This window comes from Variovorax sp. AC103 (assembly GCF_979254005.1).
Genome location: NZ_CEEDFC010000023.1, coordinates 40,036 through 64,722 on the forward strand (window position 1 = coordinate 40,036; position 24,687 = coordinate 64,722).

The window sequence follows — 24,687 nt, forward strand, 5'->3', positions numbered from 1 at the left end:
TGGGCGCGGCTTCGTTTTCCTTCCTCTTCCTTCGCGGCACCAGCGTGTCCGCGCGCCGGAACGCGCCTGCCTTCGGGTTTACGCCAGTGGCAGCGCTACGCGCCAGGTCGTAAATTGCCATCTGTTATAACAAATAACGCGACGAGCAAACACCGGCCGGCGCGTCAACGAAGGAGACATCGATGGCCATCAACAGGCGTCATTTCGTTCGGGCCACCGCCGTGGCCAGCGCCGCCGGCGTGCTGGGCTGGCCTGCGTTGCGCACCGCCAGCGCGCAGGGTGCCCCCGTGCGCATCGGCGTGATGCTGCCGCTCAGCGGCATCGGCGCAGAGGCCGGCGCCGCATGGCTGGCCGGCGCCCGCGTCGCCGCCGAGCAGTGGAACGCCAAGGGCGGCGTGCTCAAGCGGCAGGTCGAGCTGGTGGTGCGCGACGACAAGTTCACCAGCGCCGGCGCCGTGGCCGCCGCGCGCGAGCTGGCGGGCAGCGGCGTGAACCTGCTCATCGGCGGCTCGCAGTCGCCGATGGCGCTGGCCACCGCGCCCATCCTGCCGGAACTCAAGGCGATGATGGTCGCGCCTTGCCCCACGGTGATGTCGCTCACGCACGAGAACTTCCAGCGCAACTTCTTCCGGCTGTCGTGGAACGCGTACATCGCCTTCGCCGGCATCGGCGGCATGCTGACCGAGCGCTTCAGCGAGGTGCAGAGCTGGTCGTGCATCGTGCCCGACAGCGAGAACGGACGCGACATGGCGCGCTTCTTCACCACCGGCGTGCAGCGTGCCGCTGCCAAGGCGGGGCGCCAGGTGAAGGTGCTGGAGCCGGTGTTCGCCAGCCTGAACAAGGCCGACTACAAGGTCGAGATCAACAGCCTCATGAACGCGCCGTCGCAGGGGCTGTTCGTGGGCCTGACGGCCGCGCCCTGCATCAGCCTGCTGCAGCAGGGCCGCTCGGTGGGCATGGACAAGAAGTTCAAGGTCATCGGCGACGCGGGCACCGAGCTGATGATCGCCAAGGCCATGCAGAAGTCCACGCCGGCCAACCTCTGGAGCATCAGCTACTGGGTGCCGGGCACCGAGGCCGGCAAGCGCAACCCGATGAGCACGCCGCTGTACGACGCCTACGTGAAGCTCACCGGCGACAAGAACCCGCCGAGCATCGTGCAGTCGAGTCACCGCTGCGCGCTGGCGCTCTTCAACGCCATACAGAAGGCCGGCAACACCGAGACCGACGCCGTGGTCGCCGCGCTCGAGGGCTTGAGCTTCGACACCGCGGTGGGCAGCTACCACGTGCGCAAGGAAGACCACCAGGGCCTGGGCACCGCCTACATCGCGAAGGTGGGCACGCGCGAGGCCGAGCCCGGCTACGGCATCGTCGATGCCATTGCCTACAACGAAGCTGACGTGGCGGAACCACCGTCGCCCGGCAAGTCGATTTCGCTGTGAGCACACAAGGAACCATGCCATGACCCTCCCACGCAGAACCCTTCTCCAGGCCGCCGGCGCGGCCGCCGTGCTGGGCGCCGCCGGCGCACGCCCGCTGCGCGCGCAGGGCGCGCCCGTGAAGATCGGCGCCATGCTGCCCATGAGCGGCATCGGCGCCGAGGCGGGCGCCGCCTGGCTCAACGGCATCAAGGCCGCGCAGCTGCAGTGGAACGCCAACGGCGGGCTGCTCGGCCGCCAGATCGAGATCGTGGTGCGCGACGACAAGTTCACCAGCGCGGGCGCGGTGAACGCCGTGCGCGAGCTCGCGGGCGAGGGCGTCAACCTGTCGGTGGGCGCCGGGCAGTCGCCCATGGCGCTGGCCATCGCGCCCATTCTTGGCGAGCTCAAGAGCATGGTGGTGGCGCCGGCGCCCACGGTGATGTCGGTCACGCACGAGAACTTCAGCCGCAACTTCTTCAGGCTGTCGTCCAACGCGCTGATGCTGTACGGCGGCATCGGCAACCTGATGACCACCCGGTTCGCCGACGTGGGCACCTGGGCCGTCATCGCGCCCGACAGCGAGAACGGCCGCGACGTGGCGCGCTACTTCAAGGCCGGCGCGCTGGCCGCGGCGGCCAAGGCCGGCCGCCAGATCAAGGTGGCCGAGCCGGTGTACGCCAGCCTGAACAAGGCCGACTACAAGATCGAGATCAACAACCTGATGAACTCCGGCGCCGACGGCCTGTTCATCGGCCTCACGGCCGCGCCCTGCGTGAGCTTGCTGCAGCAGGGCCGCGCGGTGGGGCTGGACAAGAAGTTCAAGGCCATCGGCGAGGCCGGCACCGAGCTGATGATCGCCAAGGCCATGCAGAAGTCCACGCCCGCCAACCTCTGGGGCGTGACCTTCTGGGCGCCCGAGCTGGAGCCGTTCAAGACGCAGTTCCCGGTGAGCCGCCAGCTCGGCGAATACATCCTGAAGGTGGCGGGCACGCCGTGGGTGCCGGGCATCGTGCAGGCCTCGCACCGTTCGGCGCTGGGCATCTTCAACGCGGTGAAGAAGGCCGGCTCCACCGACACCGACGCGGTGATCGCCGCGCTCGAGGGCCTGCAGTTCGACACCGCGGCCGGGCCCTACCGCGTGCGAAAGGAAGACCACCAGGGCATCGGCTCGTTCTACTTCGCCAAGATCGGCGCGCGCGACGCCGCGCCGGGCTACGGGCTGGAGCAGGTGTTTCGCCTGGACGAGAACGAGATCGTCGAGCCGCCCACGCCCGGCAGGAAGTACGAGGGCTGAGCATGGCCAACGAACTCCTGTTCGCGGTGTTCAACGCCGCCGCCTTCGGCATGGCGATCTTCGTGGTCGCGGCCGGGCTCACGCTCATCTTCGGGCTCATGCGCCTGCTGAACATGGCGCAGGGCGGCTTCTTCATGATCGGCGCGTACACCGCCTACTCGGTGATGGGCCGCGACGTGCAGTCGCTGTGGATGTTCCTGCTGGCCGCGCTGTGCGGTGGCGTGGTGGTGGCACTTCTGGGCCTGCTGACCGACCGGCTCGTGCTGCGCCGGCTGCGCAACGTGGACCCGCACTACGTGCTCATTGCCACCTTCGCGCTGATGATGGTGTGCACCGGCGTCACTAAGCTGGTGTGGGGCGTCGACTTTTTCTCGGTGAACCCGCCGCCGGGGCTGGACCAGCCGCTGAACCCCTTCGGCCTGTTCTTCTCGGCCTACCAGCTCTTCGTGATCGCGGCTGGCGTGGTGGTGTACATCGTGCTCGAGGTGGCCATCCACCGCCTGTGGTTCGGCAAGCTGATGCAGGCGCTGGCCGCCGACCCCTGGATGGCGGGCGTGCTCGGGCTGAACGTGTCGTTCGGCATTGCGCTGAGCGTGATGGCGAGCTTCTTCCTCGCGGGGCTGGCCGGCGGGCTGCTGCTGCCCAACCAGAGCCTCTCGACCGGGCTGGGCGACTCGTACCTGATGTACGCCTTCTTCGCGGTGATCATCGGCGGGCTGGGCAACATCCGCGGCGCCTTCATCGGCTCGCTGGTGCTGGGGCTGGTGCAGAGCCTGAACACGGTGCTGCTGCCGTCGGTGCCGGGCCTGGCGATCTACGTGGTGCTCGCGGCCTTTTTGCTGTGGAAACCCAGCGGCCTGTTTCCGGCGGTCGGGGCGCAGGCCGAGGCGGGCGCCGAGTCGCACGGCTCGGGCGCGCTGCACCGCCCGCGCATTCCGCGCGCTGCGTGGCAGGTGGTGGGCGTGGCAACGGTGGGCGTGCTGGCGACGCTGCCGCTGTGGGTGAACGCAGGCCCGCTGTACGTGGTGGGCACGGTGCTGGTCCAGGTGATCTTCGCGCTGTCGTGGAACGTGCTGTTCGGCTACACGGGGCTGGTGTCGTTCGGGCATGCGGGCTTCTTCGCCATCGGCGCCTACCTGGCGGCCCTGGCGCTGCGGCACGTCGCGGGCGTGCCCTTTCTCGGGGTGCTGGTGGGCGCGGCGGCGCTGGGCGCGGTGGCTGCGTGGGTCATCGGCGTGCTGGCGCTGCGGCGCATGAGCGGCGTGTTCCTGGCGGTGCTGACGGTGGCGCTCGCCGAGGCGCTGCGGCTGGTGATCGGCTTCTCGACCTTTCTCGGGCGCGAAGACGGCATCACCGACATTCCGCGCCCCGCGCTGGACTTCGGCGTGCTGCGCATCGACCTGTCGAGCTCCAACGCCTACTACTGGTTCTTGCTGGTGGCAACGTTGCTGATCACCGCCTTCCTGTGGTGGTTGCTGCACAGCCGCTTCGGCCGGACGCTGCAGACGGTGCGGCAAGACGCGGAGCGCGCCGCCTTCATGGGCACGAACGTGGCGCGCTACCGGTTGGCGGCCTTCGTCATCTCGGGTGCGGTGGCGGCGGTGGCGGGCGCGCTGTATGCGCCGTGGTCGCGCATCGTCACGGTCGAAGAGGTGCACTGGCTCGCCTCGGCGCAGCCGATGCTGAACACGCTGCTGGGCGGTGTCAGTTCGTTCTGGGGGCCGGTGGTGGGGGCGGGGCTGTTCGCGGCCATCACGTACGCCACGCGCACGCTGGTGGGCCTGTCGGAGCTCATCGTGGGCACGGGGCTGCTCGCCATCATCCTGCTGGCGCCCAACGGCGCGGTCGGGCTGTGGCGCAACCTGGAGGAGCGCGTCTGGGGACGCAGGGCCGCACCGCCTGCAAACCCGTCAAAGGACGCGCGCATGCCGCCCGCCGGTGTCAAGCTCGAAGCCGGAGGCGCACGATGAGCGCCGAACTGCTGCGCGTGGACGGCGTGCGCAAGAACTACGGCCCCATCGAGGTGCTGCACGGCGTGAGCCTGTCGGTGGGGCGCGGCGAGGTGTTCGCCATCATCGGGCCCAACGGCGCCGGCAAGACGACCATGTTCAAGGTGATGACCGGCGAGGTGCCGTCCAACGGCGGCACCATCCGCTTCGACGGCAAGGACGTCACGCGCATGCCGGCCTACGAGCGCGTGCGCGAGGGCTTCGGTCGCACCTTTCAGGTGGCGCGCGTGTTCCACGATTTCACCGTGCTCGACAACGTGATCGCCGCGGTGGAGGCGCGCCGCGCCTGCAAGCGCGAACCGCTGGGTTCGCGCTGGCGCTGCGCGCCCTCGGCCGACACCCGCGACGAGGCGATGGCGCTGCTGGAAGACGTGCGGCTGCACCCCATGGCGCGCGAGGCCGCGCGCTTTCTGTCGCATGGCGACAAGAAGCGGCTGGAATTCGTCATCGCGCTGGCCGGGCGCCCGAGCATCCTGATGCTCGACGAGCCCACCGCGGGCATGTCGCCCAGCGACCGCGCGGACATCGCACAGCTGGTGGCGCGCACGCGCCGCGAGCGCGGCATCACGGTGGTGATGACCGAGCACGACATGGACGTGGTCTTCGGCCTGGCCGACCGCATCATGGTGATGAACTACGGCGAGGTGGTGTCCACGGGCAGCGTCGACGAGGTGCGCCGCGACCCGAAGGTGCGCGAGGTCTACCTCGGCAAGGAGATGGTCGGTGCTTGAAGTCCGCGAACTCGACGCCTTCTACGGCGACAGCCACATCCTGCTCGGCGCGCAGGTCTCGGTGCAACCCGGCCAGCGCGTGGCGCTGCTCGGGCGCAACGGGGCGGGCAAGTCGACGCTGCTCAAGAGCGTGATGAACGCCGGGCCGCGCGTGCGCGGCACGCTGCGCTTCGACGGGCGCGACCTGCGCGACATGCCCACCCACCAGCGCACCCGCATGGGCCTGTCGCTGGTTCCTGAAGACCGGCGCATCTTCACGCACCTGACGGTGGCCGAGAACATCGCCATGGCGCGCTACGGGGCCTCGCCCACGCGAGCGGCCGTGCCGGTGCCCGACATCGTGGCGCGCTTTCCCATGCTCGCGCCGCTTCTGCAGCGCTACGGCGGCCAGCTCAGCGGCGGGCAGCAGCAGCTGCTGGCCGTGGCGCGCGCCATGGCGGCCAACCCCAGCCTATTGCTGCTCGACGAGCCCACCGAGGGCCTGGCGCCGATCATCGTCGAGGAGATGGCGCGCGACGTGGTGCGCACCTGCACCGAGGGCAACGTGGCGCTGCTGCTGTGCGAGCAGAACATCTGGTTCGCCCGGCGCTGCACGCAGCACGTGTACGTGATCGACACCGGCCGCATCGTGTTCGAGGGTGACTGGGCGCAGTTCGACAGCCAGCCCGAAGTGCAGCAGCGCTACCTCGCGCTCTGACGCGCATCCCCTCCTTCTTTCAACTGCCCATTTTTCGCGGACCTCCCATGGACCTCCAGTACACCCCCGAACAGAACCAGCTGCGCGAAAGCGTGGAGCGCTTCGTGCGCGAGGAATACGACTTCGCGCACCGTCGCAGGCTCGTGGCCAGCGACCGCGGCCACGACGAGCGCCACTGGCGCAGCTACGCCGACTTCGGCTGGCTCGCTGTGCCCTTCAGCGAGGAAGACGGCGGCATCGGCGGCGACGCCACCGACACCGGCATCGTGATGGAAGGCGTGGGCCGCGGCCTGCTGCTGGAGCCCTACCTGGCCAACGTGGTGCTCGCCGGCGGCATGCTCGCCGCGCTGGGCAGCGCGCAGCAGAAAGCGCAGTGGCTGCAGCCGATGATGGCCGGCACGCACAAGCTGGCACTGGCCTATGCGCAGCCGGGTGCGCGCTACGACATCGCGCAGTGCGCCACGACCGCGCGCCGCGACGCGGAAGGCTGGGTGATCGACGGACAGAAGGTGCTGGTGCACGGCGGCGCGGCGGCGGACTTCGTCGTGGTGGTGGCGCGCACGTCGGGCAAAGTGGCTGACGCGGACGGGCTCGGCGCCTTCGTGGTCGATGCCAGGACCGCCGGGCTCGGCGTGTGGGGCTACGCGACGCACGACGGCAGCCGCGCGGCGGACCTGCACTTCGACGGCGTGCGCGTGGGCGCGGCGAATCTGCTGGGCTCCGAGGGCGGCGCGCTGCCCGCGCTGGAACGCGTCATCGACCAGGCCATTGCCGCCGTCGCTTCCGAGGCCGTGGGCGCGATGGCCACGCTGGTCGACATGACGCTCGACTACCTCAAGACGCGCCAGCAGTTCGGCCGCCCCATCGGCACCAACCAGGCGCTGCAGCACCGCATGGTCGACATGTACATCGCGCTGGACGAGGCGCGCTCGATGGCGCTGTACGGCGCGCTGATGCTCGCCGAACCCGATGCCGCAGTGCGGCGCAAGGCGCTGTCGGCCACCAAGATCGAGATCGACCGCACGGCGCGCCGCGTGGGCCAGGAGGCCGTGCAGTTGCACGGCGCCATGGGCGTGACCGAGGAGCTGGCCGTGGGTCACTACTTCAAGCGCCTTTCGATGATCGGCGTGAGCTTTGGCGACAGCAGCTGGCACCTGCAGCGCCACGCGCAGTCCTGAAGGCGGGGCAGGGCAATGAACCTCGATCTTTCCGCCGACGAGCAGGCCTTCGAGTCGCAGGTGCGCGAGTTCATCGCGCGCGAGCTGCCGCACGACATCCGCGAGAAGGTGCGGCTCGACCATCACCTGGGCCGAGAGGACTACATGCGCTGGCAGCAGATCCTCGGGCGCAAGGGCTGGTTCACCGGCGCCTGGCCGCGCGCGCACGGCGGCCACGCGTGGACGCCGATGCAGACCATCATCTTCAACCGCGTGGCCGGCGAGCTGCACGGCCCCGAGCTGCAGGTGTTCGGCCCGGCGATGGTGGGACCGGTGATCTACACCTTCGGCACCGAGGCGCAGAAGGCGCAGCACCTGCCGGCCATCCGCGACTCGTCGGTGTGGTGGTGCCAGGGCTATTCGGAGCCCGGCGCGGGTTCCGACCTGGCGGCACTGCAGACGGCCGCCGAAGACGATGGCGACCACTACCTGGTGAATGGCCAGAAGATCTGGACCTCGTTCGCCCACCATGCCGACTGGATGTTCTGCCTGGTGCGCACCGGCCGCGAGGGCAAGCGGCAGCAGGGCATCTCGTTCCTGCTGATCGACATGAAGACGCCCGGCGTCGAGGTGCAGCCCATTCGCATGATGGACGGGCGCCACTACCTCAACGCCGTGTTCTTCAACAACGCCAGGGTGCCAAAGCGCAACCTCATCGGCGAGGAGGGGCGCGGCTGGACCTACGCCAAGTTCCTGCTCGAACACGAGCGAGTGGAAAACGCCAACCTGCGCTTCATCACCCAGGAGCTGCGCAAGCTGCGCCGCGTGGCCGGCGAAGTGCGCAGCGGCGGCCACCGCCTGGCGGACGACCCGGGCTTCATGGCAGAGCTCGCGTCGGTCGAGGTGCAGTTCAAGGCGCTGGAGGTCGGGCTGCTGCGCACCCTGTCGGACATGCAGGCCGGCGCGCCGGTGGGGGCGGGCAAGTCGTCGTTCATCAAGATACGCGGCACCGAGATTGCGCAGCGCATCACCGAGCTGCTGGTGCAGGCGAGCGGGCCCGATGCCTTGCGCTACCAGCCCGGACTGCTGTTCGGCCAGGGGCGTGAAGAAGCGCTGCTCGGCCCCGAGCACGCGCTGGGCCCGGTGGCCAGCTACCTGTTCTGCCGCGCCATGACCATCTACGGCGGCAGCACCGAAGTACAGAAAAACATCATGGCCAAGCACGTGCTCGGCCTCTAGGCAAAACCAGACAACTTCACGCTCCACCCCCTTCCGACCATGAACGACGACGACATCGACTACCTGCAGGGCGAGAAGCCGCTGCACGAGTACCTGCGCGGCCACGCAAGAAACCACCCCGGCAAGGCTGCGCTGGTCTGGTACGGCCGCGCCATCAGCTACGCCGAGCTCGACCGCTGCAGCGACGCCTTCGCGCAGGCACTGCACGAACGCGGCGTGGGCAAGGGCGACCGCGTGGCGCTGTTCATGCAGAACTGCCCGCAGTACCTCATCGCGCACTTCGGCATCCAGAAGATCGGCGCCATCGTCAGCCCGTGCAGCCCCATGTTCAAGTCGCACGAGTTCGCCTACCAGGTCGGCGACCTGGGCGCCAAGGCGCTGGTGGTGGCCGACCACCTGGTGCCCATCGTGCAGTCGGTGGCCGAGCGGGTGCAGGTGCCGCACGTGTTCAGCGTGCGCTACGCAGACTTCCTGCCGGCCGAGCCCGACGTGCGCGTGCCCGACGAGGTGGCCGCGCGCCGGCCGCTGCCCGAGGGCACGCTCGACTTCCATGCCATCGTGAAGCGCGCCGATGTTGTCGCGCCCACTGTCGCGCTGTCGATGGACGACGTGTCGCTCATGACCTACACCTCGGGCACCACCGGCATGCCCAAGGGCGCGATGCTGAGCTACCGCAACGCGCTGTACAAGACGGCGGTGGGGCAGGAGATGTTCCGCATCCGCGGCGAAGACGTGCTGCTGGCGGTGGCGCCGCTGTACCACATCGCCGGCATGATTTGCGGCGTGACCATGTTGGCCTACACCGGCGCGACGGTGGTGCTGCTCAATCGCATGGACGCGCTGGCCGTGCTGCAGTCGATAGAGCGCAACCGCGTGAGCTGGTGGTACGCCATGGCGCCGATGCTGGTGGCGGCCATGAACGAGCCGGACGCCGGGCGATTCGATCTGTCGTCGCTGCACACCACCATGGGCACCAGCTTCGGCATCAAACTGACCGAGGAACTGGCCGCGCGCTGGAGCGCCTTCGCCAATGGCTGCCTCGTGTACGAAGCCGGCTATGGCCTGTCGGAGACGCACACCAACGACGTGCTGATGCCGCGCGACGCCGTGCGCTGGGGCACCAACGGCATCCCCGGGCGGGGGGTGGAGCTGAAGATCATCGACGGCGACGGCTGCATCGTGCCCGCCGGCGAGAGCGGCGAAATCGCGGTGCGCAGCCGTGGTGTGTTCCATGGCTACTGGAACCGGCCCGACGCCACCGCCGAGGTGCTGCACGACGGATGGGTGCACACCGGCGACATCGGCCGCATGGACGACCAGGGCTACCTGACCTTCATCGGCCGGGTGAAGGAAATGATCAAGGTGTCGGGCTTCAGCGTGTTCCCGGAGGAGGTGGAGGCCATTCTCATCCTGCACCCCGACGTGCAGCAGGTGGCTGTGATCGGTGTGGCCGACGCCGACAAGGGAGAGGTCATCAAGGCCTTTGTCGTGCCTCGCAACGGCGTGCTCGACCAGGAAGCGTTGCTGCGCTGGGCGCGCGAGAACATGTCGCACTACAAGGTGCCCCGACAGGTCGAGCTACGGGAATCGCTGCCCGCAAGCGGCACAGGCAAGGTGCTGCGGCGGCTGCTGCGGGACGCGGCAACGGGCTAGGTCTCGGCGGCTGCCGATGGCCGCGAGGTGCGTGCCTGCATGGCGGGCGCGACCTTCGACGTGGTGGTGCGCGACCTGATGCGGCCAGACGAAAGCGGCCTCGACCTCTGCCGTCGGATTCAGCAGCACCATGCGGTGCCGGTGATCATGCCTACAGCGTGAGAAGGAACGGCTCGTGGGCTGCGGCTAGACAATTGACATCGTGCACGAAACATGACCTGATTCAGCGGCACACCCTCCATGAGTCAACCGTGTTCAAGCTTCTGCAGGCATGTCTGGTCATGTTGGCAACCGGCGCTTTGTCCGGGTCTTGCCTGGCCGCCGTGCGACCGCCTGCACCCGAAGAAGCGCTGGAAGGCACGCTCTTTGCCGGATCGTCGAAGACGCTTTCGGGCGGCGCGCTGGCGTCGTGTGAACTGAGCTTCCTGGCGCTGGTGCGCGACGTCCCCGGCAGCGACGATGCGCTGGTCAAGATCGGCGGCACCTTTGTCTTGCGCAGAGCCACCGACGGCATGGTGTTCTATGCATTGAAGCTGGGCCTCGTCGATGAGGTGAGCGGCCGGGAGGTGCCTTTGGCGCCCACCGAGGCGCTGGTGCTGGCACCCGATGGACGGGCGCCTTCTCCGCCGATCCGAAAAGAGTCGGCGCCGGGCTTTGCGCTCTACCTGGGCGACTTCGACGACGACATGGCCGCCGCCTACGGCGACATCGTCGGAAAGTACAGGCTGACCCTTCGCTTCAACCGGCGCGCCGGCGCGGACCCCCTCTTCGCTGTGATCGACCTCATGGTGACCAGCGCGCGGATCTCGGGCGACGGCATGGTGCGCATGCGCAGCCATGCGACCGTCGACGGCTTCTCGGCCTGCACGCAGCAGTTGTTCCAGCGTCATTGACTGCGACGGGGCGCAGACCGCGCCACCCGCCTACAGGATTTTTGCAGCCGTGCGTACGCCCGGCATCCGGTACAGGCAGACACTCCGCAATTCCTTTACTCCCCAAGGAGCAAGCAATGAAAGCACTTCTGCCCATCTGGATCATCGGCGCACCCTTCATCTGGCTGATCTTCGACTGGATGCGCACGCCCAAGCGCTGAGCGCTGAGCGCTCGCTACGGCTGCGTCGACGAGATCTGCACCTGGACGTCGTCGCGCGCGGCCTCCACCGGCACCGACTCGCCGCGAAGGTCCCCCGGCTGGGGCATCGCCTCGCCGTTGCGCGACACGCGCGCGGTGACGATCAGCCGCGCCACCTGCGACAGCGTCTTGCCGCCGTTCATCGGCGAGGTGTCGTCCAGCTTGAAGCGCAGCGGAAATTGCGCTGCGCTGTAGCGCGCGGCCGCAATCGGCATGCCGACGCCGCCCACTTCTCGCGCGAAGACGAAGACCGTGTCGGTCGGCCGCACCGCGGCGGCCAGTTCGGGTGAGAGGCCGATGGTGCCGCTCACCGTGTCTGCGAACCGCGGCGCGCCGGCGCGGGGCGCTTGGCTGGCCAGCAGGGACTTCTGGACCTGGGCCTGCTCGGCCTTCAGCACCGCGTCGTCCGGCGCCAGGGCGAGCGCCAGCGCATAGGCGCGGTTCGCGCTGTCGAAACGCTGTATCGATGCGTACGAGCGCGCCACCAGCGTCCAGCCCGCCACATCGATGGTGCCGGGCGCCTGGCCCTGCATGCGCACGACCATGCTGTCGAGCATCTCCTGCACCGCTTCGGCCGAAGGCTCGGTCGCGTTGTCGGTGGCCGATGCCCGGGCGGGCGCACCGGCGGCAACGGACGCGCCCGCCGGCGAAGGCGTCATCTGCAGCGCGTCGATGTTGCCGATGAAGCCGTAGACGCCGAACGCGAAGACCGCGATCGCGGCGGCGAGCCCCGTGCGCGCGCGCCGCGACAGCGCGACGGCCGGGCCTGCGGCGGCCTGCAGCCCCGCTCCCGACCCCGACAACATCAGCCAGGCGAGGCCCACGAGCCCGGCGGCGGCGATCCAGAAGGCCGTCATGACGCGGGTGCGCCGCGCCCATGGCGGCGAACGATGCGCACCAGCGCGAGCAAGGCGCCGGCCAGGAGCGCGAAGGGCCCGATCCACAGCAGCGCGGTGGTGGCGTTGAAGGCCGGCCGGTACAGCACGAAGTCGCCGTAGCGCTCGACCATGTAACCCTTGACCTCGTCTGCGCTGCGCCCCTGCGCGAGCTGCTGGCCGATCTGCGCGCGCAGGTCGATCGCCAGGGCCGACTGCGACGCGGCGAGCGTCTCGTTCTGGCACACCAGGCAGCGCAGCTCGGCCGCGATCGCCTGCACGCGCGCGTCGAGCTGCGGGTCGGCGGCCAGCGGCTGCGCTTCGCCGGCCAACGCGGCAGAGGCGGCGAGCGCCCACGCGCAGCCGAGGAGGGTGCGCCTAGCCATCGAGCTTCCTCACGAGCGGCATCACCGTGTCGCGCAGGATCTCGGGCGTGAGCGGGCCGATCACCTTGTGGCGGATCACGCCCTGCTTGTCGATCACGAAGGTCTCGGGCACGCCGTACACGCCGAAGTCGATGCCCACCAGCCCCTCGCGGTCCGACAGCGAGGCCGCATAGGGGTTGCCGTAGCGATCGAGCCAGCGCTGCGCGTCGGCCGGCGCGTCCTTGTAGTTCAGGCCGTAGATCGGCACCTCGCCGGTGCGGGATGCATCGAGCACCAGCGGATGCTCCAGCCGGCAGGCCACGCACCACGAGGCCCAGACGTTCAGCAGCCAGACCTTGCCGCGCATGTCCTGCACGGACAGGGTGCGGCCGGGCTGTTCCAGCACCGGCAGCGTGAAACCCGGCGCCGGCTTGCCGATCAGCGGCGAGGGCACCTCGCGCGGCTTGAGCGTGAGGCCGGCCGCCATGAAGGCGACCAGCACGCCGGCGGCCAGCAGAGGAATCGCGGCGCGTCTCATGGATGCCTCGTTTCGGTCATGAAGGTCGCCACCCCTTTCATGATGGGCTGGGCCGTCAAACCAGGCAACGGCTGCGGCTGCGGCTGCGGTTGCGGTTGCGGTGGTGCGTCCGCGTGCGCCGCACCCGCAGAGTCCTCTGCGCGCCGCCGCCGCCGCGCAGGTATCGCCATCAGCCCGCCGATCGCCATCAGCAGGCAACCGCCCCAGATCCAGCCGACGAAGGGCTTGTAGTGGATGCGCACGCTCCACTGCATCGGGCCGATCGGCTCGCCGAGCGACACGTACAGGTCGCGCGTGAAATGGCGGTGGATCGCCGTCTCGGTCATGGGCGTGCGGGTCGCGATGTACAGCCGCCGTTCGGGCGCCATCATGGCCAGAGGCTCGCCGTCGCGCGTCACCGCGAGCGTGGCGCGCGCGGCGATGTAGTTGGGGCCGCGCTGTTCGTTCACGCCCTGGAAGCGGAAGACGTAGGCGCCCAGCGTGGCGGTGTCACCCGGTCCCATGCGCACGTCGCGCTCCACCGAGTAGCCGCCGACGATGGTCACGCCCACCACGAACACCGCCACCCCGAAATGCGCGCAGAGCATGCCGTAGTAGCTGCCGCTTTGCGCCGCCAGCCGAGCGCCCCATGCGCCGGGCGCATGGCCGCGCAGCTTGCCCGCGAGGTTGAGCGCGCAGGTGCTGGCGATCCACACGGCCAGCATCAGGCCGAAGCCGATCATCGGCGTCCAGCGGCCCAGCGCCAGCGGCGCGACCACGGCACTGGCCGCGCTCACGCCCATGGCCCAGCGAAGCCGCCGCGCCAGGTCGCCCACCCGCGCCTGGCGCCATTGCGCCAGCGGGCCGACGCCCATGAGGAACAGGGCCGGTGCCATCAGCGGCACGAAAACCGCTTCGAAGTAGGGCGGGCCGACCGACAGCTTGCCCAGGCCCAGCGCATCGACGGCCAGCGGGTACAGCGTGCCCAGCGCCACCGCCGCGCAGGCCACCAGCAGCAGCGCGTTGTTGGCCAGCAGCATCGACTCGCGCGAGACCAGTTCGAAGCGCACCGAGGCCTCCAGCCTGGGCGCGCGCCAGGCAAAGATCGCGAGCGATCCGCAGACCACCACCGCCAGGAACACCAGGATGAACACGCCGCGCGTCGGGTCGGACGCGAAGGCGTGCACCGAGCTGAGCACGCCCGATCGGACCAGGAAGGTGCCCAGCAGCGAGAGCGAGAACGCCATGATCGCGAGCAGCGCGGTCCAGGCGCGGAAGGCGCCGCGCTTTTCGGTGACGGCCAGCGAATGGATGAGCGCGGTGCCGGCCATCCACGGCATCAGCGACGCGTTTTCCACCGGGTCCCAGAACCACCAGCCGCCCCAGCCGAGCTCGTAGTAGGCCCAGAAGCTGCCCAGCGCGATCCCGCAGGTGAGAAAGCACCAGGCCGCGGTGGTCCACGGGCGCGAGGCACGCGCCCAGGCCGCGTCGAGCCTGCCCGACATCAAGGCGGCCACCGCGAAGGCGAAGGCGACCACGAAGCCGACATAGCCCATATAGAGCATGGGCGGATGAATGACCATGCCCGGGTCCTGCAGCAGCGGCGTGAGGTCTTGCCCTTCGGCCGCCGCGGGCAGCAGGCGCTCGAAAGGGTTGGAGGTGAACAGCGTGAACAGCAGGAAGCCGCAGCTCACGAAGCCCATCACGCCCAGCACGCGGGCGCGCATCGCCGGGTCCACGCCGCGCGCGAACAGCGTCACGGCCAGCGTCCAGCCCGAGAGGATCAGCGTCCACAGCAGGATCGAGCCTTCGTGCCCGCCCCAGACGGCGGTGATGCGGTAGACCATGGGCAAGGCCGAGTTCGAATGCTGTGCCACATAGAGCACCGAGAAGTCGTTCAGCGCGAAGGCCCGGGTGAGCGCGAGGTAGGCCAGGGCGATGAAGACGAACTGGGCCAGCGCCGCCGGGCCGGCGAGCGCCATCCAGGCCGCATGGCCGCGCGCCGCGCCGGCCAGCGGCAGCGATGCCTGCACCAGCGCCATCGCGAGCGCGAGCACCAGCGCGAAGTGGCCGAGTTCGGGGATCACGGCTCGGCCACCTCCAGCTTGCCCTGGCGCGCTGTCTCCAGCGCGTGGGCGGCCTCGGGCGGCATGTAGTTCTCGTCGTGCTTGGCCAGCACCTGGTCGGCCCGGAACACGCCGTCGGCGCCCAGCCGGCCCTGCGCCACCACGCCCTTGCCTTCGCGAAACAGGTCGGGCAGGAGGCCCGTGTAGACCACCGGCACCGTGCGCGCGGTGTCGGTCACCACGAAGTGCACCGTCAGGCCCTGCCCGCTGCGCCGGATGCTGCCTTGCTCCACCAGGCCGCCGAGGCGAAAGCCGCGCTCCAGCGGCGCCTCCCTGGCCGCGACCTGCGAGGGGCTGAAGAAGAACACCAGGTTGCTGCGGAACGCGTTGAGCACCAGCGCGCTCGCGATGCCCACCGCCGCCAGGCCTGCAAGGATCGCCAGGCCGCGCCGGCTGCGCGCCTTCACGGGAGGTCTCCCACGATGTTTCCAGACTGCGCAGCCCGCAGCCCGCGGCGCCTGGCGCGAAGCTGCACCGCTTCGAGCAGCACCACCAGCGCCGCCATGCCGAAGGCGCCCCACACGTAGAGGCCGTAGCCGCCCATTGCGACGAAGTCGCTCCAGCCGTTCCAGTTCATCGGGCCTCCAGTGCGCGGCGGGCCCAGGCCGTGTCGCGCTCGCGCTCGAGCATCAGGGTGCGAAGCCGCAGCAGGCTCACGGCAATGCAGTAGAGCCACACCGCCGCCACCATCACCAGCATGCCGGTGAGCATCGGCGTGGCCATGCTCGGCGCCTTCGAGAAGCTGACCGACGCGCCCTGGTGCAGCGTGTTCCACCACTTCACCGAGAAATAGATGATGGGCACGTTGACCACGCCCACCAGCGCCAGCACCGCGGCCGCGCGGTCGGCCCGCCGCACGTCGTCGATGGCGCCGTGCAGCGCCAGGAAGCCGAGGTAGAGGAACAGCAGGATCAGCTCGGAGGTGAGCCGCGCATCCCACACCCACCAGGCGCCCCAGGTCGGCTTGCCCCACAGCGCGCCGGTCCACAGCGCCAGGAAGGTCATGAGCGCGCCTGTGGGGGCGAGGGCGCGCGCGAACATGGCCGGCAGCCGTGCGTTGAAGGCCAGGCCGATGCCGGCCCAGAATGCCATCGCGAGGTACAGCACCATCGACATCCAGGCGACCGGCACGTGCACGAAGATGATCCGGTAGGCCTCACCCTGCTGGGCGTCGGTGGGCGCGATGCCCAGCCCGATCACCAGGCCGGCCACGGCGAGCGCTGCCGCCAGCAGCGCCGACACCGTCGCGATGCGGCCCGCCACCGGATAGAAGCGGGCGGGCGACGCGAGCGCGAAGAGGCTGCCCGCAGGCGCCCTGCGTGCGGGCGATGCCGAGGTGGTGACGAAAGACATGGCGAGTCCTTTCATTCGAACGCGATGCGCAGCGCCGCGGCGGCCGCCGGCGGCGCGCCCGCCAGGGCCAGCACCAGCATGGCGCCGAGCAGCGAGAAATGGCCGGCCACGCCCATGCCGGCGTTGCTGGCATCCACCGCGTTGGCGCCGAAGATCAGCACCGGCACCACCAGCGGCAGCACCAGCAGCGACAGCAGCATGCCGGCGCCGCGCACGCCCACGGTGAGCGCCGCGCCGATCGCGCCGACCAGGCTCAGCACCGGCGTGCCCAGCAGCAGCGACGCGGCCAGCACGCCCATCGCGTGCGGCGCCAGGCCGAACTGCAGCGCCAGGAGCGGCGAGACCAGCGCCAGCGGCAGCCCCGTGCAGAGCCAGTGCGCCAAGGCCTTGCCCAGCACCAGCAGCGCGAGCGGCGTGGCCGAGAGCAGTTGCGACTCCAGCGTGCCGTCCTGCAGGTCGTCGGCGAACAGGCGCGCCAGCGACAGCATCGAGGCCAGCAATGCGGCGACCCAGACGATGCCCGGCGCCATGCGGCGCAGCAGCTCCGGCTCGGGGCCGATGCCCAGCGGAAAGAGGCTCACCACGATCACGAAGAACAGCAGCGCGGCCAGCGGGTCGGCCGGGCGCCGCCAGGCCAGGCGCAGGTCGCGCTCGACCAGGCAGGCAACGCCCTGCAGCATGCCGGGCTGCGCGACCGGTGCGGCGGGCAGCGCGAGGGTGTTCACAGCGCCAGCTCCATCTGCGGCATGCCGTGGGGAAATGACAGCGCCGCGTCGTGGCTGGTGAGCAGCACCACGCCACCGCGCTGCACCTGCGCGGCGATGCCGTGCACCAGCCACGCCGACGCCGCGTCGTCGAGCGCCTCGAAGGGCTCGTCGAGCACCCACAGCGGCGCCTGCGCGCCGAGCGCGAGCCGCGCGAGCGCCGCGCGCCGGCGCTGGCCTTGCGACAGGCTGCGCGCCGGCGTGCGTTCCCTGCCCTGAAGGCCGACGGCGCCGAGCGCGGCCACCACCTCGGGCCCGGTGGCGCAGTGGCCCGACAGGCGGGCAGCCAGCTGCAGGTTCTCGCTCGCGCTCAGGTCGTCCTTGAGCGCCGCCGCATGGCCGATGTAGATCAACTGGCGATGAAAGGCCTCGCGCAGTTGGCCAATGCCTGTGCCCTCCCACAGCACCTGGCCCGCTGCGGGCCGCAGCAACCCGCAGACCAGCCGCAGCAGGCTGGTCTTGCCCGCGCCGTTGGGCCCCTTCACCCGCAGCAGCCGGCCGGCGCGCACCGAAAGATTCAGTCCGCTGAACACGGCACGGCCGCCGCGCACGCAAGCCAGTTCGCGAAGTTCAAGCGTCGGGCAGACCATGTTGTCAATTTAACCTGACACTCATACTATGTGCAAGATGTTGACAACCACAGTCCAGGCCGTGCCGCCGGTCCGTGCCGCAAGCGCCCGCGCCACGGGCCCGCGCGCGCAGCCGGAGGCGATCGTCATCGGCAGCGGTTTCGGCGGACTGGCGGCTGCGGTGCGGCTGGGCGCGCGCGGCTACCGCGTGACGGTGCTGGAGCAGCTGGACGCGCCCGGCGGCCGCGCCTATGTGTACCGGCAGGACGGCTTCACCTTCGACGCCGGCCCCACGGTGATCACCGCGCCGTTCCTGTTCGAGGAGCTGTGGGCGCTGTGCGGCAGGCGCCTGGCCGACGACGTCGAGCTGCGCCCGGTGTCGCCCTTCTATCGCATCCGTTTCGACGACGGCACCACCTTCGACTATTCGGGCGACGCCGAGGCCATGCGCGCCGAGGTGGCGCGCCTGGCACCCGGCGACGTGCAGGGCTACGAGAACTTCCTAAAGGCCAGCGAGGCGATCTACAAGGTCGGCTTCGAGCAGCTGGGCGACGTGCCTTTCGACCGCTGGAGCGACATGGCGCGCGTGCTGCCGCAACTGCTCAAGCTGGAGGCCTACCGCACGGTGCATTCGCTGGCCGGCAAGCATGTGCGCGACGAGCGGCTGCGCATGGTGCTCACCTTCCAGTCGCTGCTGGTCGGCGGCAACCCCTTTGCGACCACTTCGGTCTACTGCCTCATCGCGTTCCTGGAGCGCCGCTGGGGCGTGCATTTCGCGATGGGCGGCACCGGCAGCCTCGTGAAGGGGCTGGTGTCGCTGATCGAAGGGCAGGGCGGCAGCGTGCGATGCCGCCAGGCGGTGGCCGAGATCACCGTGAAGAACGGCACCGCCACCGGCGTGCGTATGGCCGACGGCAGCACGCTGCGGGCCGATGTGGTGGTCTCCAATGCCGACTCGGCCTGGACCTACCGGCACCTGGTCGCGCCCGAACACCGCCGGCGCTGGACCGACCGCCGCATCGAGAAGGCGCGCTATTCGATGAGCCTGTTCGTGTGGTACTTCGGCACGCGCCGCCAGTACCCCGACGTGGCGCACCACACCATTGCGCTCGGGCCGCGCTACGAGGCGCTGCTGTCGGACATCTTCGTGCGCAAGCACCTGGCCGAGGACTTCAGCCTCTACCTGCACCGGCCGACCGCCACCGATCCCTCGCTGGCGCCGCCCGGCTGCGACGCCTTCTACGTGCTGTCGCCCGTGCCGCACCTGCAAGGCGGCACCGACTGGGAGCGCCAGGCCGAGCCCTACCGGCTGGCGATCCAGAAGAAGCTGCAGGCGACCTTGCTGCCCGACCTGGAGAACCAGATCGCCAGTTCGCGCCTGCTGACCCCGCAGGACTTCCAAAATCGGCTCTCGTCCTTTCGCGGCGCGGCCTTCGGGCTGGAGCCGGTGCTGTCGCAGAGCGCATGGTTCCGCCCGCACAACCGCAGCGAAGACATAGACCGCCTGTACCTCGTGGGGGCGGGCACCCATCCCGGCGCCGGCTTGCCCGGCGTTCTTTCATCGGCCCGCATCCTGGACACGGTGGTGCCTCATGCAGATTCGCTCGCTTCCCGCCATGCCAGCCTCGCCCGCTGAGACGCAGCTGGGCACCGTGCGAGGCGCACCGCGCGCCCGCATTGACTCCGCGGACATCGCCGCCTGCCGCGCGGCGCTGCGGCAGGGCTCGCGCACCTTTCTCGCGGCCTCGCTGCTGCTGCCGCGTGAGGTGCGCGACGCGGCCTGCGCGCTCTATGCCTTTTGCCGCATGGCCGACGACGCGGTGGACCAGGGTGCCGACGAAGCCGCCGCGGTGGCACTGCTGCGCGCGCGGCTCGCGCGCATCTACGACGCGGGTGCGCCGGCCTCGGCGCTGGCCGCGCCCGCCGACCGCGCACTGGCCGGCGTGGTGGGCGCCTTCGACATTCCGCGCGCCTTGCCCGAGGCCCTGATCGAGGGCTTTGCCTGGGATGCCGAGGGCCGCAGCTACGAGACGCTCGAAGATCTGCATGCCTACGCGGCCCGCGTGGCCGGCACCGTCGGCGCGATGATGGCCCTGCTCATGCGGGCCCGCTCGCCGGAGGCGGTGGCGCGCGCCTGCGACCTGGGCGTGGCGATGCAGCTGTCGAACATCGCGCGCGACGTGGGCGAAGACGCGGCCATGGGCCGGCTCTACCTGCCGCGCCAATGGATGCGCGAGGCCGGCATCGACCCGCAAGCCTGGCTGGCGCGGCCGGTCTTCACGCCCGCGCTGGGGTCGGTGGTGCGGCGCCTGCTGGCGGCCGCGGACGTGCTTTACGCGCGAGTGGGCAGCGGCGTCGCCCGGTTGCCGCTGGCTTGCAGGCCGGGCATCAATGCGGCGCGCTTCCTGTATGCCGACATCGGCGGGCAGGTGCAACGCGCCGGCTGCGATTCGGTGAGCGCGCGCGCCGTCGTGCCCACCACGCGCAAGCTGGGCTTGCTGCTGCGCGCGCTGGTCGCCGTGCGACCCGGTCGCGCAAGCGATGCGTGGCCGGTGCTGGCGGCCAATGCCTTCCTGGTCGACGCGGTGTCGGCCACCGCGCCGCGCGCGCCGGCGGCACGCAAGCGCGGCCCCTCGGAAAGCGTGGTCTGGGTCATCGACCTCTTCGAGCGGCTGGAGCGGCTGGAGCGGCTGGAGCGGCGTGAGCGCGGCAAGTCGGCGCGCCCCGCCACGCCTGCCTGAGAACACCGGCCATGAGCTCGGGCCTGATCATCACGCTCGAGATGCTCGGCGTGCTCGGGGTGGTGGTGGGTTTCGGCTTCTGGGAGCTGTATGCGCTGCGGCGCGACAAGAAGAAGCAAAAGCCCGGGCCCGCGCCGCGCGACGACCGACCCTGAGCACCGCGCCGCCGCCGCGCGGTGCCTTCCATCAGAACACCGCGTGGTCGCCGCGCTGCGGCAGCGCCGCGCCGTGCGCGAGGCCGGCATAGAAATCGAACAGGGTCTCGCGCCCGGTCGACGGCGTGGCCGCCGCGTCGTAGCGGCCGGTGCGGGCGTCGAGCACCAGCATCGATTCGGTGGCGTAGTAGCGGCCGATGCGCGCCAGTTCGGCCTTGGCCGCCAGCGCCGGCATCACGTGGCCGAGCGCAGCCAGCCCGCCCACGATCGCGTCGAGCATCGCCACCGGCACCTGCCTGAAGCGCGGCGGCCGGCCCAACGCACTGAACAGCGCCTCCCCCTGCTCGCGCGGTGTGATCGCGGGTCCGGGCCCGCCGATGGGCAGCACCCGGTTGCGGCGCTGCGGGTCGTCCAGGCAGTCGGCCAGGTAGGCCGCCAGGTCGGCGTCGCTCACCGGCTTGCAGGCGGTCAGGCGACCGTCGCCGAACACCAGGAACGGCTGGCCGCGCCGCACCCGTTCGACCTGCCCCGACAAGGACTTGAAGAAGGCGGTGGGCCGCACGATCGAATAATCGACGCCGCTTTCGGCCAGCTCTTTTTCGAAGGCCAGCTTGGCCTGCTGGAACGCGAGCAGCGGCTTCTGCACGCAGAGGGCCGACAGCAGCACCACATGCGACACGCCCGCCGCCTGCGCGGCACGCAACGCCTGCACATGCGCGAGGTGGTCGATGGCCCAGGCGTCCGCGGGCGCGCCGCTGCGCGAGGCCAGGCACGAGACCAGGGCGTCGAAGCGCTCGCCGCGAAAGCCGTCGCGCGCGAGCGATGCGGCATCGGTCGCCTCGCCCAGCCGGAGCGTCGCGCCCGCGAGCAGGCGCGCGCTGTCTTCCGCCGCCAAGCGGCCGCCGACACCGGCCCGAGGGCGCACCAAGCACACGACCTCGTGGCAGCGCGACACCAGTGCGCGCACGGTCGCGCAGCCGATGGTGCCGGTCGCGCCGAGCACGAACACACGGCGCGGACGCAGTGAAGATGAAGCTGAAATCGGGTGCTGCACGGTCTTTCCTCAGTTCGCGCGGCGCCCCGGCCGCCAGACGCCGAGGGCCGCCGCGGCGAGCGCCAGGGCCAACGCCAGGACCAGGGTGGCAATGCCCGCGCCGAACCAGACCGCCGGTGCGATCACCAGCATCAGCAGCACCTTGGCCAGCATCCAGCGCTCCTCGAGCCAGGCCGGGCGCGCGGCAATGCCCAGGAGGCCGCTGGCGATGAGCAGAAGCAGCGCCGGCCCGGTCAACCACCGGGCGACCGCCGCGCCGGCGGCGGCGGAGAGCGGGTCGGTGCGCGCGAGCAGCAGCTGCGCGGCCAGTCCGCCCGCCAGGCCCGCCAGGCCGATCAGATGCAGGAACTTGAAGAGCCGCACGGCGTGCCTTCAGCGCAGGGCGCGCGGCATGCGAAAGGGCAGCATCGCGCGGCACCAGGGCGTGTCCAGCCGCGTGAGCGACAGGCTCTCGTGCACGGCCGGCGCGCGCTCGCCCTGCAGCGTGGTATCGATCAGGCTGCGCGCATAGAAGGGTGCGTCCTCGAAGGTGCGGCGCAGCGCCGGCACAGCGCCCGCGTCGCAGCGGGTGGGGCGGTCCAGCCGCCAGCCGCTGCGCGCCAGCGCGGCCGGCGGCGGTGCGTCGAACCCTCTCGCTTCGCCGTGGGCATCGAAGCCGAGTGCGAGCAGCGCGGTGCCGCCGTCGCGGCGCGCCACCTCGTACAGCACCGCCGAGCGGCCTTGGCTGCGCGCGCTGCGCGACCAGGACCAGTGCGCGAAGTCGGCTTCCAATGGCCGGTCACCCGTGTTCGCGTCGATGTAGCCGGTGCCCTGCCACCGGCAGGGGGGCTGCTCGAAGGCCACCTCCACACGCGCGCTGGGCGCGATCGGCTGCCAGCGGTGGCGGCCCGCGGCATCCAGCGCGAAAGAACGGTTCGCCAGCGCGCGCGGATGCACCCGCACCCGGCCCCGCAGCCGCGACGGCAGCGGGGCCGTCAGCTCGTCGATGTCGATCACCAGCGCATCGCCCTCCCAATGCATGTGGCTCGCGCCGACCTGCAGCGACGCGGCGTCGCGCTGCACGCTGGCGCGGCGGCGCTCGGTCATGGCCCAGCGCGACAGGCTGCGCGCAGGGCCGTACAGCGCCACGTTGATCGCGCAATGGTCCAGCGGGTCGGCCACGCCGCCATGGCGCCCGCGGGCCCAGGCGTAGTAGGGCGAGAACACGCTGCCGACGAAACCGATGACGGTGAGGCCGTGCTGCCCGTCGTCGCTCAGCGCATCGACATACCACCAGGCATAGCCGCCGTGCGCCACCGCGAGGTCGAAGCGCGGTCGGCCAGCAGGCTGGCCGCCGCCAGCCGGCCCGACAGCGCCGCCATCGGAACGCCCGGACCCGGGTGCGTGCTGCCGCCCGCCAGGTACAGGCCCGGCAGGCGGCTGCGCGCCCCCGGGCGCGAGAAGCTCGCCGCCCAGCCGTGCGAGGCCTGGCCGTAGAGCGCGCCCCCCGTCCCCGGAAACAGCTGCTCGAACTGCCGCGGCGTGGTGACCTGCATCTGCGCCGCCTCGCAGTCCAGCCGCAGGCCGCAACGGGCCAGCCGCGCGAAGGTTGTCTGCTGGCATGTGCGGATCTCCTCGGGGGTGAAGGTGTGGGTGTCGCCCGACGGCGGCGCGTTGACGATGCACAGCAGCCGTTCGGCGCCGGCCGTGGCGGGGGCCGAGCCAGGCGCCTCGTGGGCCGGGCGGTCCTGCGCGCAGACGTACACCGTCGGCTCCGACGGCAGCCGCCCGCGGCGCAGGATGTCGTCGAACTCGGCCGCGTAGTCGCGCGAGAAGAAGACCGAGTGGCGCATGAGCGGGAAGCCGTGCGCCTCGGCCCGCAGGTTGAAGGTGAGCGCCGAGAGCGAGCGTTCGGGCCGGGCCCTGGCCGGCACGGCGCGCGCGCCGTGCGAGCCCAGGAGGCCCCGGCCAAGCGCCGCGACGTCGCCGTTGAAGACCACCGCGCCGGCCTCCACCCGTTCGCCGCTGGCCAGCCGCACGCCGACGGCCCGGCCGCCGCGGACCAGGATGTCGGCCACCTCGGCGCCGTACTGCAGCCGCGCGCCGCGCTCGGCGGCCAGGCGCGCGAGCATCTGCGCGATGCGGTGCATGCCGCCTTCCACCAGCCACACGCCCTGCTGTTCGACATGGGCCACCAGCATCAGCGTGGCCGGCGCGAGCCAGGGCGAGGCGCCGCAGTAGGTGGCATAGCGCCCGAAGAGCTGCCGCAGCCGCGGATCGCGAAAGTACCCGCCCAGTTCGTTCCACAGGTTGCCGAAAGGCGAGATGCGCGCCAGCGCCGGCATGCCGCGCAAACCGGCGCGCGAAACCAGCGACAGCGGCGTGGGGCGGGTGCCGCGCAGGAAGGGGCCTTCCAGCGTGTCGTAGATCTGTGCGGCCCGCACCTGGAACGCGCGGTAGCCCCGGGCGGCCTCGGCGCCCGCGAAGCTGCCGATGGCGTCGGCGCTGCGTTCGGCGTCAGCGAACAGATCGAGCCGCGAGCCGTCGTCCCAGGCGTGGCGCGCGAGCACCTCGGCGCGCTGCAGACGCAGGTGGTCTTCCAGCCGCGTGCCGGCGCGCGCGAGCAGCTCGTCGAACACCCAGCGCATCGTGAAGACGGTGGGCCCGGCGTCCATGCGCGCGCCGTCGACCTCCAGCTCGCGCATCTTGCCGCCCGGCGTGGGCGCGCGTTCGATCACATGCACGTCCATGCCGCGCGAGGCCAGTTCCAGCGCTGCGCACAGGCCGCCGACGCCGGCACCGACGATCACGACGCGATCGCCTGTCATCGCTTGCCCGGTTGACGATGGGAGTGCA

General features: G+C 70.8%; 25 protein-coding genes and 1 pseudogene. 13 read left to right on the plus strand and 13 right to left on the minus strand.

Going from position 1 to position 24,687, the window contains the following annotated elements:
* Positions 1-182 precede the first annotated feature (182 nt).
* The 10 genes and pseudogenes from AC0IYU_RS27275 to AC0IYU_RS27320 all read left to right on the plus strand — a co-directional run bounded on the left by AC0IYU_RS27275 (position 183) and on the right by AC0IYU_RS27320 (position 11,094).
* Positions 183-1,442 carry an ABC transporter substrate-binding protein gene (locus tag AC0IYU_RS27275; protein WP_472123483.1) on the plus strand — a complete coding sequence of 420 codons (1,260 nt, stop codon included), beginning with the start codon at positions 183-185 and terminating at the stop codon, positions 1,440-1,442.
* A 19-nt stretch (positions 1,443-1,461) separates the two neighbouring features.
* Positions 1,462-2,715 carry an ABC transporter substrate-binding protein gene (locus tag AC0IYU_RS27280; protein WP_472123485.1) on the plus strand — a complete coding sequence of 418 codons (1,254 nt, stop codon included), beginning with the start codon at positions 1,462-1,464 and terminating at the stop codon, positions 2,713-2,715.
* A 2-nt stretch (positions 2,716-2,717) separates the two neighbouring features.
* A complete protein-coding gene (locus AC0IYU_RS27285; protein ID WP_472123488.1) occupies positions 2,718-4,685 on the plus strand; it encodes an ABC transporter permease in 1,968 nt (655 codons plus the stop codon).
* Entirely contained in the window at positions 4,682-5,455 is a 774-nt protein-coding gene (locus AC0IYU_RS27290; RefSeq protein WP_472123491.1) for an ABC transporter ATP-binding protein, read from the plus strand. Before AC0IYU_RS27285 ends, AC0IYU_RS27290 begins: the two co-directional genes overlap by 4 nt.
* Entirely contained in the window at positions 5,448-6,152 is a 705-nt protein-coding gene (locus tag AC0IYU_RS27295) for an ABC transporter ATP-binding protein (protein WP_472123494.1), read from the plus strand. Before AC0IYU_RS27290 ends, AC0IYU_RS27295 begins: the two co-directional genes overlap by 8 nt.
* Positions 6,153-6,199: 47 nt before the next feature.
* The gene (locus tag AC0IYU_RS27300) at positions 6,200-7,330 is read left to right on the plus strand and encodes an acyl-CoA dehydrogenase family protein (RefSeq protein ID WP_472123497.1); all 1,131 of its coding nucleotides are present in this window, start codon (positions 6,200-6,202) and stop codon (positions 7,328-7,330) included.
* 15 nt (positions 7,331-7,345) lie between these two features.
* The gene (locus AC0IYU_RS27305) at positions 7,346-8,548 is read left to right on the plus strand and encodes an acyl-CoA dehydrogenase family protein (RefSeq protein WP_472123499.1); all 1,203 of its coding nucleotides are present in this window, start codon (positions 7,346-7,348) and stop codon (positions 8,546-8,548) included.
* A gap of 39 nt (positions 8,549-8,587) precedes the next feature.
* Positions 8,588-10,201, plus strand: coding sequence for an AMP-binding protein (locus AC0IYU_RS27310; protein WP_472123502.1), 1,614 nt, complete (start codon positions 8,588-8,590; stop codon positions 10,199-10,201).
* Between the two features lie 12 nt (positions 10,202-10,213).
* A pseudogene (locus AC0IYU_RS27315) lies at positions 10,214-10,363 on the plus strand (response regulator); the annotation flags it as partial.
* Between the two features lie 161 nt (positions 10,364-10,524).
* Positions 10,525-11,094 carry a hypothetical protein gene (locus AC0IYU_RS27320; RefSeq protein WP_472123505.1) on the plus strand — a complete coding sequence of 190 codons (570 nt, stop codon included), beginning with the start codon at positions 10,525-10,527 and terminating at the stop codon, positions 11,092-11,094.
* Positions 11,095-11,308: 214 nt separating this feature from the next.
* Here AC0IYU_RS27320 and AC0IYU_RS27325 read toward each other — a convergent pair whose 3' ends face one another.
* From AC0IYU_RS27325 to ccmA, 9 genes are read right to left on the minus strand one after another with little or no spacing between them, the layout of a single operon-like run.
* The gene (locus AC0IYU_RS27325) at positions 11,309-12,190 is read right to left on the minus strand and encodes a c-type cytochrome biogenesis protein CcmI/CycH (RefSeq protein WP_472123508.1); all 882 of its coding nucleotides are present in this window, start codon (positions 12,188-12,190) and stop codon (positions 11,309-11,311) included.
* The gene (locus AC0IYU_RS27330; RefSeq protein ID WP_472123511.1) at positions 12,187-12,594 is read right to left on the minus strand and encodes a cytochrome c-type biogenesis protein; all 408 of its coding nucleotides are present in this window, start codon (positions 12,592-12,594) and stop codon (positions 12,187-12,189) included. The genes AC0IYU_RS27325 and AC0IYU_RS27330 overlap by 4 nt, the downstream gene beginning before the upstream one ends.
* Positions 12,587-13,111, minus strand: a complete 525-nt coding sequence (locus AC0IYU_RS27335; protein ID WP_472123514.1) for a DsbE family thiol:disulfide interchange protein — start codon at positions 13,109-13,111, stop codon at positions 12,587-12,589. The genes AC0IYU_RS27330 and AC0IYU_RS27335 overlap by 8 nt, the downstream gene beginning before the upstream one ends.
* Positions 13,108-15,177, minus strand: coding sequence for a heme lyase CcmF/NrfE family subunit (locus AC0IYU_RS27340; protein WP_472123517.1), 2,070 nt, complete (start codon positions 15,175-15,177; stop codon positions 13,108-13,110). The genes AC0IYU_RS27335 and AC0IYU_RS27340 overlap by 4 nt, the downstream gene beginning before the upstream one ends.
* Complete coding sequence (gene ccmE / locus AC0IYU_RS27345; RefSeq protein ID WP_472123519.1) at positions 15,174-15,623, minus strand: cytochrome c maturation protein CcmE; 450 nt, start codon at positions 15,621-15,623, stop codon at positions 15,174-15,176. The genes AC0IYU_RS27340 and ccmE overlap by 4 nt, the downstream gene beginning before the upstream one ends.
* Positions 15,620-15,793 carry a heme exporter protein CcmD gene (gene ccmD / locus AC0IYU_RS27350; protein WP_472123522.1) on the minus strand — a complete coding sequence of 58 codons (174 nt, stop codon included), beginning with the start codon at positions 15,791-15,793 and terminating at the stop codon, positions 15,620-15,622. The genes ccmE and ccmD overlap by 4 nt, the downstream gene beginning before the upstream one ends.
* The gene (gene ccmC, locus AC0IYU_RS27355) at positions 15,790-16,569 is read right to left on the minus strand and encodes a heme ABC transporter permease CcmC (protein WP_472123525.1); all 780 of its coding nucleotides are present in this window, start codon (positions 16,567-16,569) and stop codon (positions 15,790-15,792) included. Before ccmC ends, ccmD begins: the two co-directional genes overlap by 4 nt.
* Before the next feature lie 11 nt (positions 16,570-16,580).
* Entirely contained in the window at positions 16,581-17,249 is a 669-nt protein-coding gene (gene ccmB, locus AC0IYU_RS27360) for a heme exporter protein CcmB (protein ID WP_472123736.1), read from the minus strand.
* 41 nt (positions 17,250-17,290) lie between these two features.
* Complete coding sequence (gene ccmA, locus AC0IYU_RS27365) at positions 17,291-17,923, minus strand: cytochrome c biogenesis heme-transporting ATPase CcmA (RefSeq protein ID WP_472123527.1); 633 nt, start codon at positions 17,921-17,923, stop codon at positions 17,291-17,293.
* 37 nt (positions 17,924-17,960) lie between these two features.
* On the opposite strand from ccmA, the gene AC0IYU_RS27370 reads away from it, so the two are divergent.
* The 3 genes from AC0IYU_RS27370 to AC0IYU_RS27380 are packed head-to-tail and all read left to right on the plus strand — an operon-like array spanning position 17,961 to position 20,798.
* Positions 17,961-19,538 carry a phytoene desaturase gene (locus tag AC0IYU_RS27370; RefSeq protein WP_472123530.1) on the plus strand — a complete coding sequence of 526 codons (1,578 nt, stop codon included), beginning with the start codon at positions 17,961-17,963 and terminating at the stop codon, positions 19,536-19,538.
* The gene (locus AC0IYU_RS27375) at positions 19,519-20,643 is read left to right on the plus strand and encodes a phytoene/squalene synthase family protein (protein ID WP_472123533.1); all 1,125 of its coding nucleotides are present in this window, start codon (positions 19,519-19,521) and stop codon (positions 20,641-20,643) included. Before AC0IYU_RS27370 ends, AC0IYU_RS27375 begins: the two co-directional genes overlap by 20 nt.
* Positions 20,644-20,654: 11 nt before the next feature.
* The gene (locus AC0IYU_RS27380) at positions 20,655-20,798 is read left to right on the plus strand and encodes a hypothetical protein (RefSeq protein WP_472123536.1); all 144 of its coding nucleotides are present in this window, start codon (positions 20,655-20,657) and stop codon (positions 20,796-20,798) included.
* Between the two features lie 31 nt (positions 20,799-20,829).
* Here the strand turns inward: AC0IYU_RS27380 and AC0IYU_RS27385 are convergent, their stop codons facing one another.
* From AC0IYU_RS27385 to crtD, 4 genes are read right to left on the minus strand one after another with little or no spacing between them, the layout of a single operon-like run.
* On the minus strand, positions 20,830-21,852 hold the full coding sequence (locus tag AC0IYU_RS27385) for an NAD(P)H-binding protein (RefSeq protein WP_472123539.1): 1,023 nt from the start codon (positions 21,850-21,852) through the stop codon (positions 20,830-20,832).
* 9 nt (positions 21,853-21,861) lie between these two features.
* Positions 21,862-22,215 (minus strand): hypothetical protein, encoded by a 354-nt coding sequence (locus AC0IYU_RS27390; protein ID WP_472123542.1) that lies wholly within the window; start codon positions 22,213-22,215, stop codon positions 21,862-21,864.
* Between the two features lie 9 nt (positions 22,216-22,224).
* Entirely contained in the window at positions 22,225-23,148 is a 924-nt protein-coding gene (locus AC0IYU_RS27395; RefSeq protein ID WP_472123545.1) for a carotenoid 1,2-hydratase, read from the minus strand.
* On the minus strand, positions 23,106-24,659 hold the full coding sequence (crtD, locus tag AC0IYU_RS27400; RefSeq protein ID WP_472123548.1) for a 1-hydroxycarotenoid 3,4-desaturase CrtD: 1,554 nt from the start codon (positions 24,657-24,659) through the stop codon (positions 23,106-23,108). The genes AC0IYU_RS27395 and crtD overlap by 43 nt, the downstream gene beginning before the upstream one ends.
* Positions 24,660-24,687 lie beyond the last annotated feature (28 nt).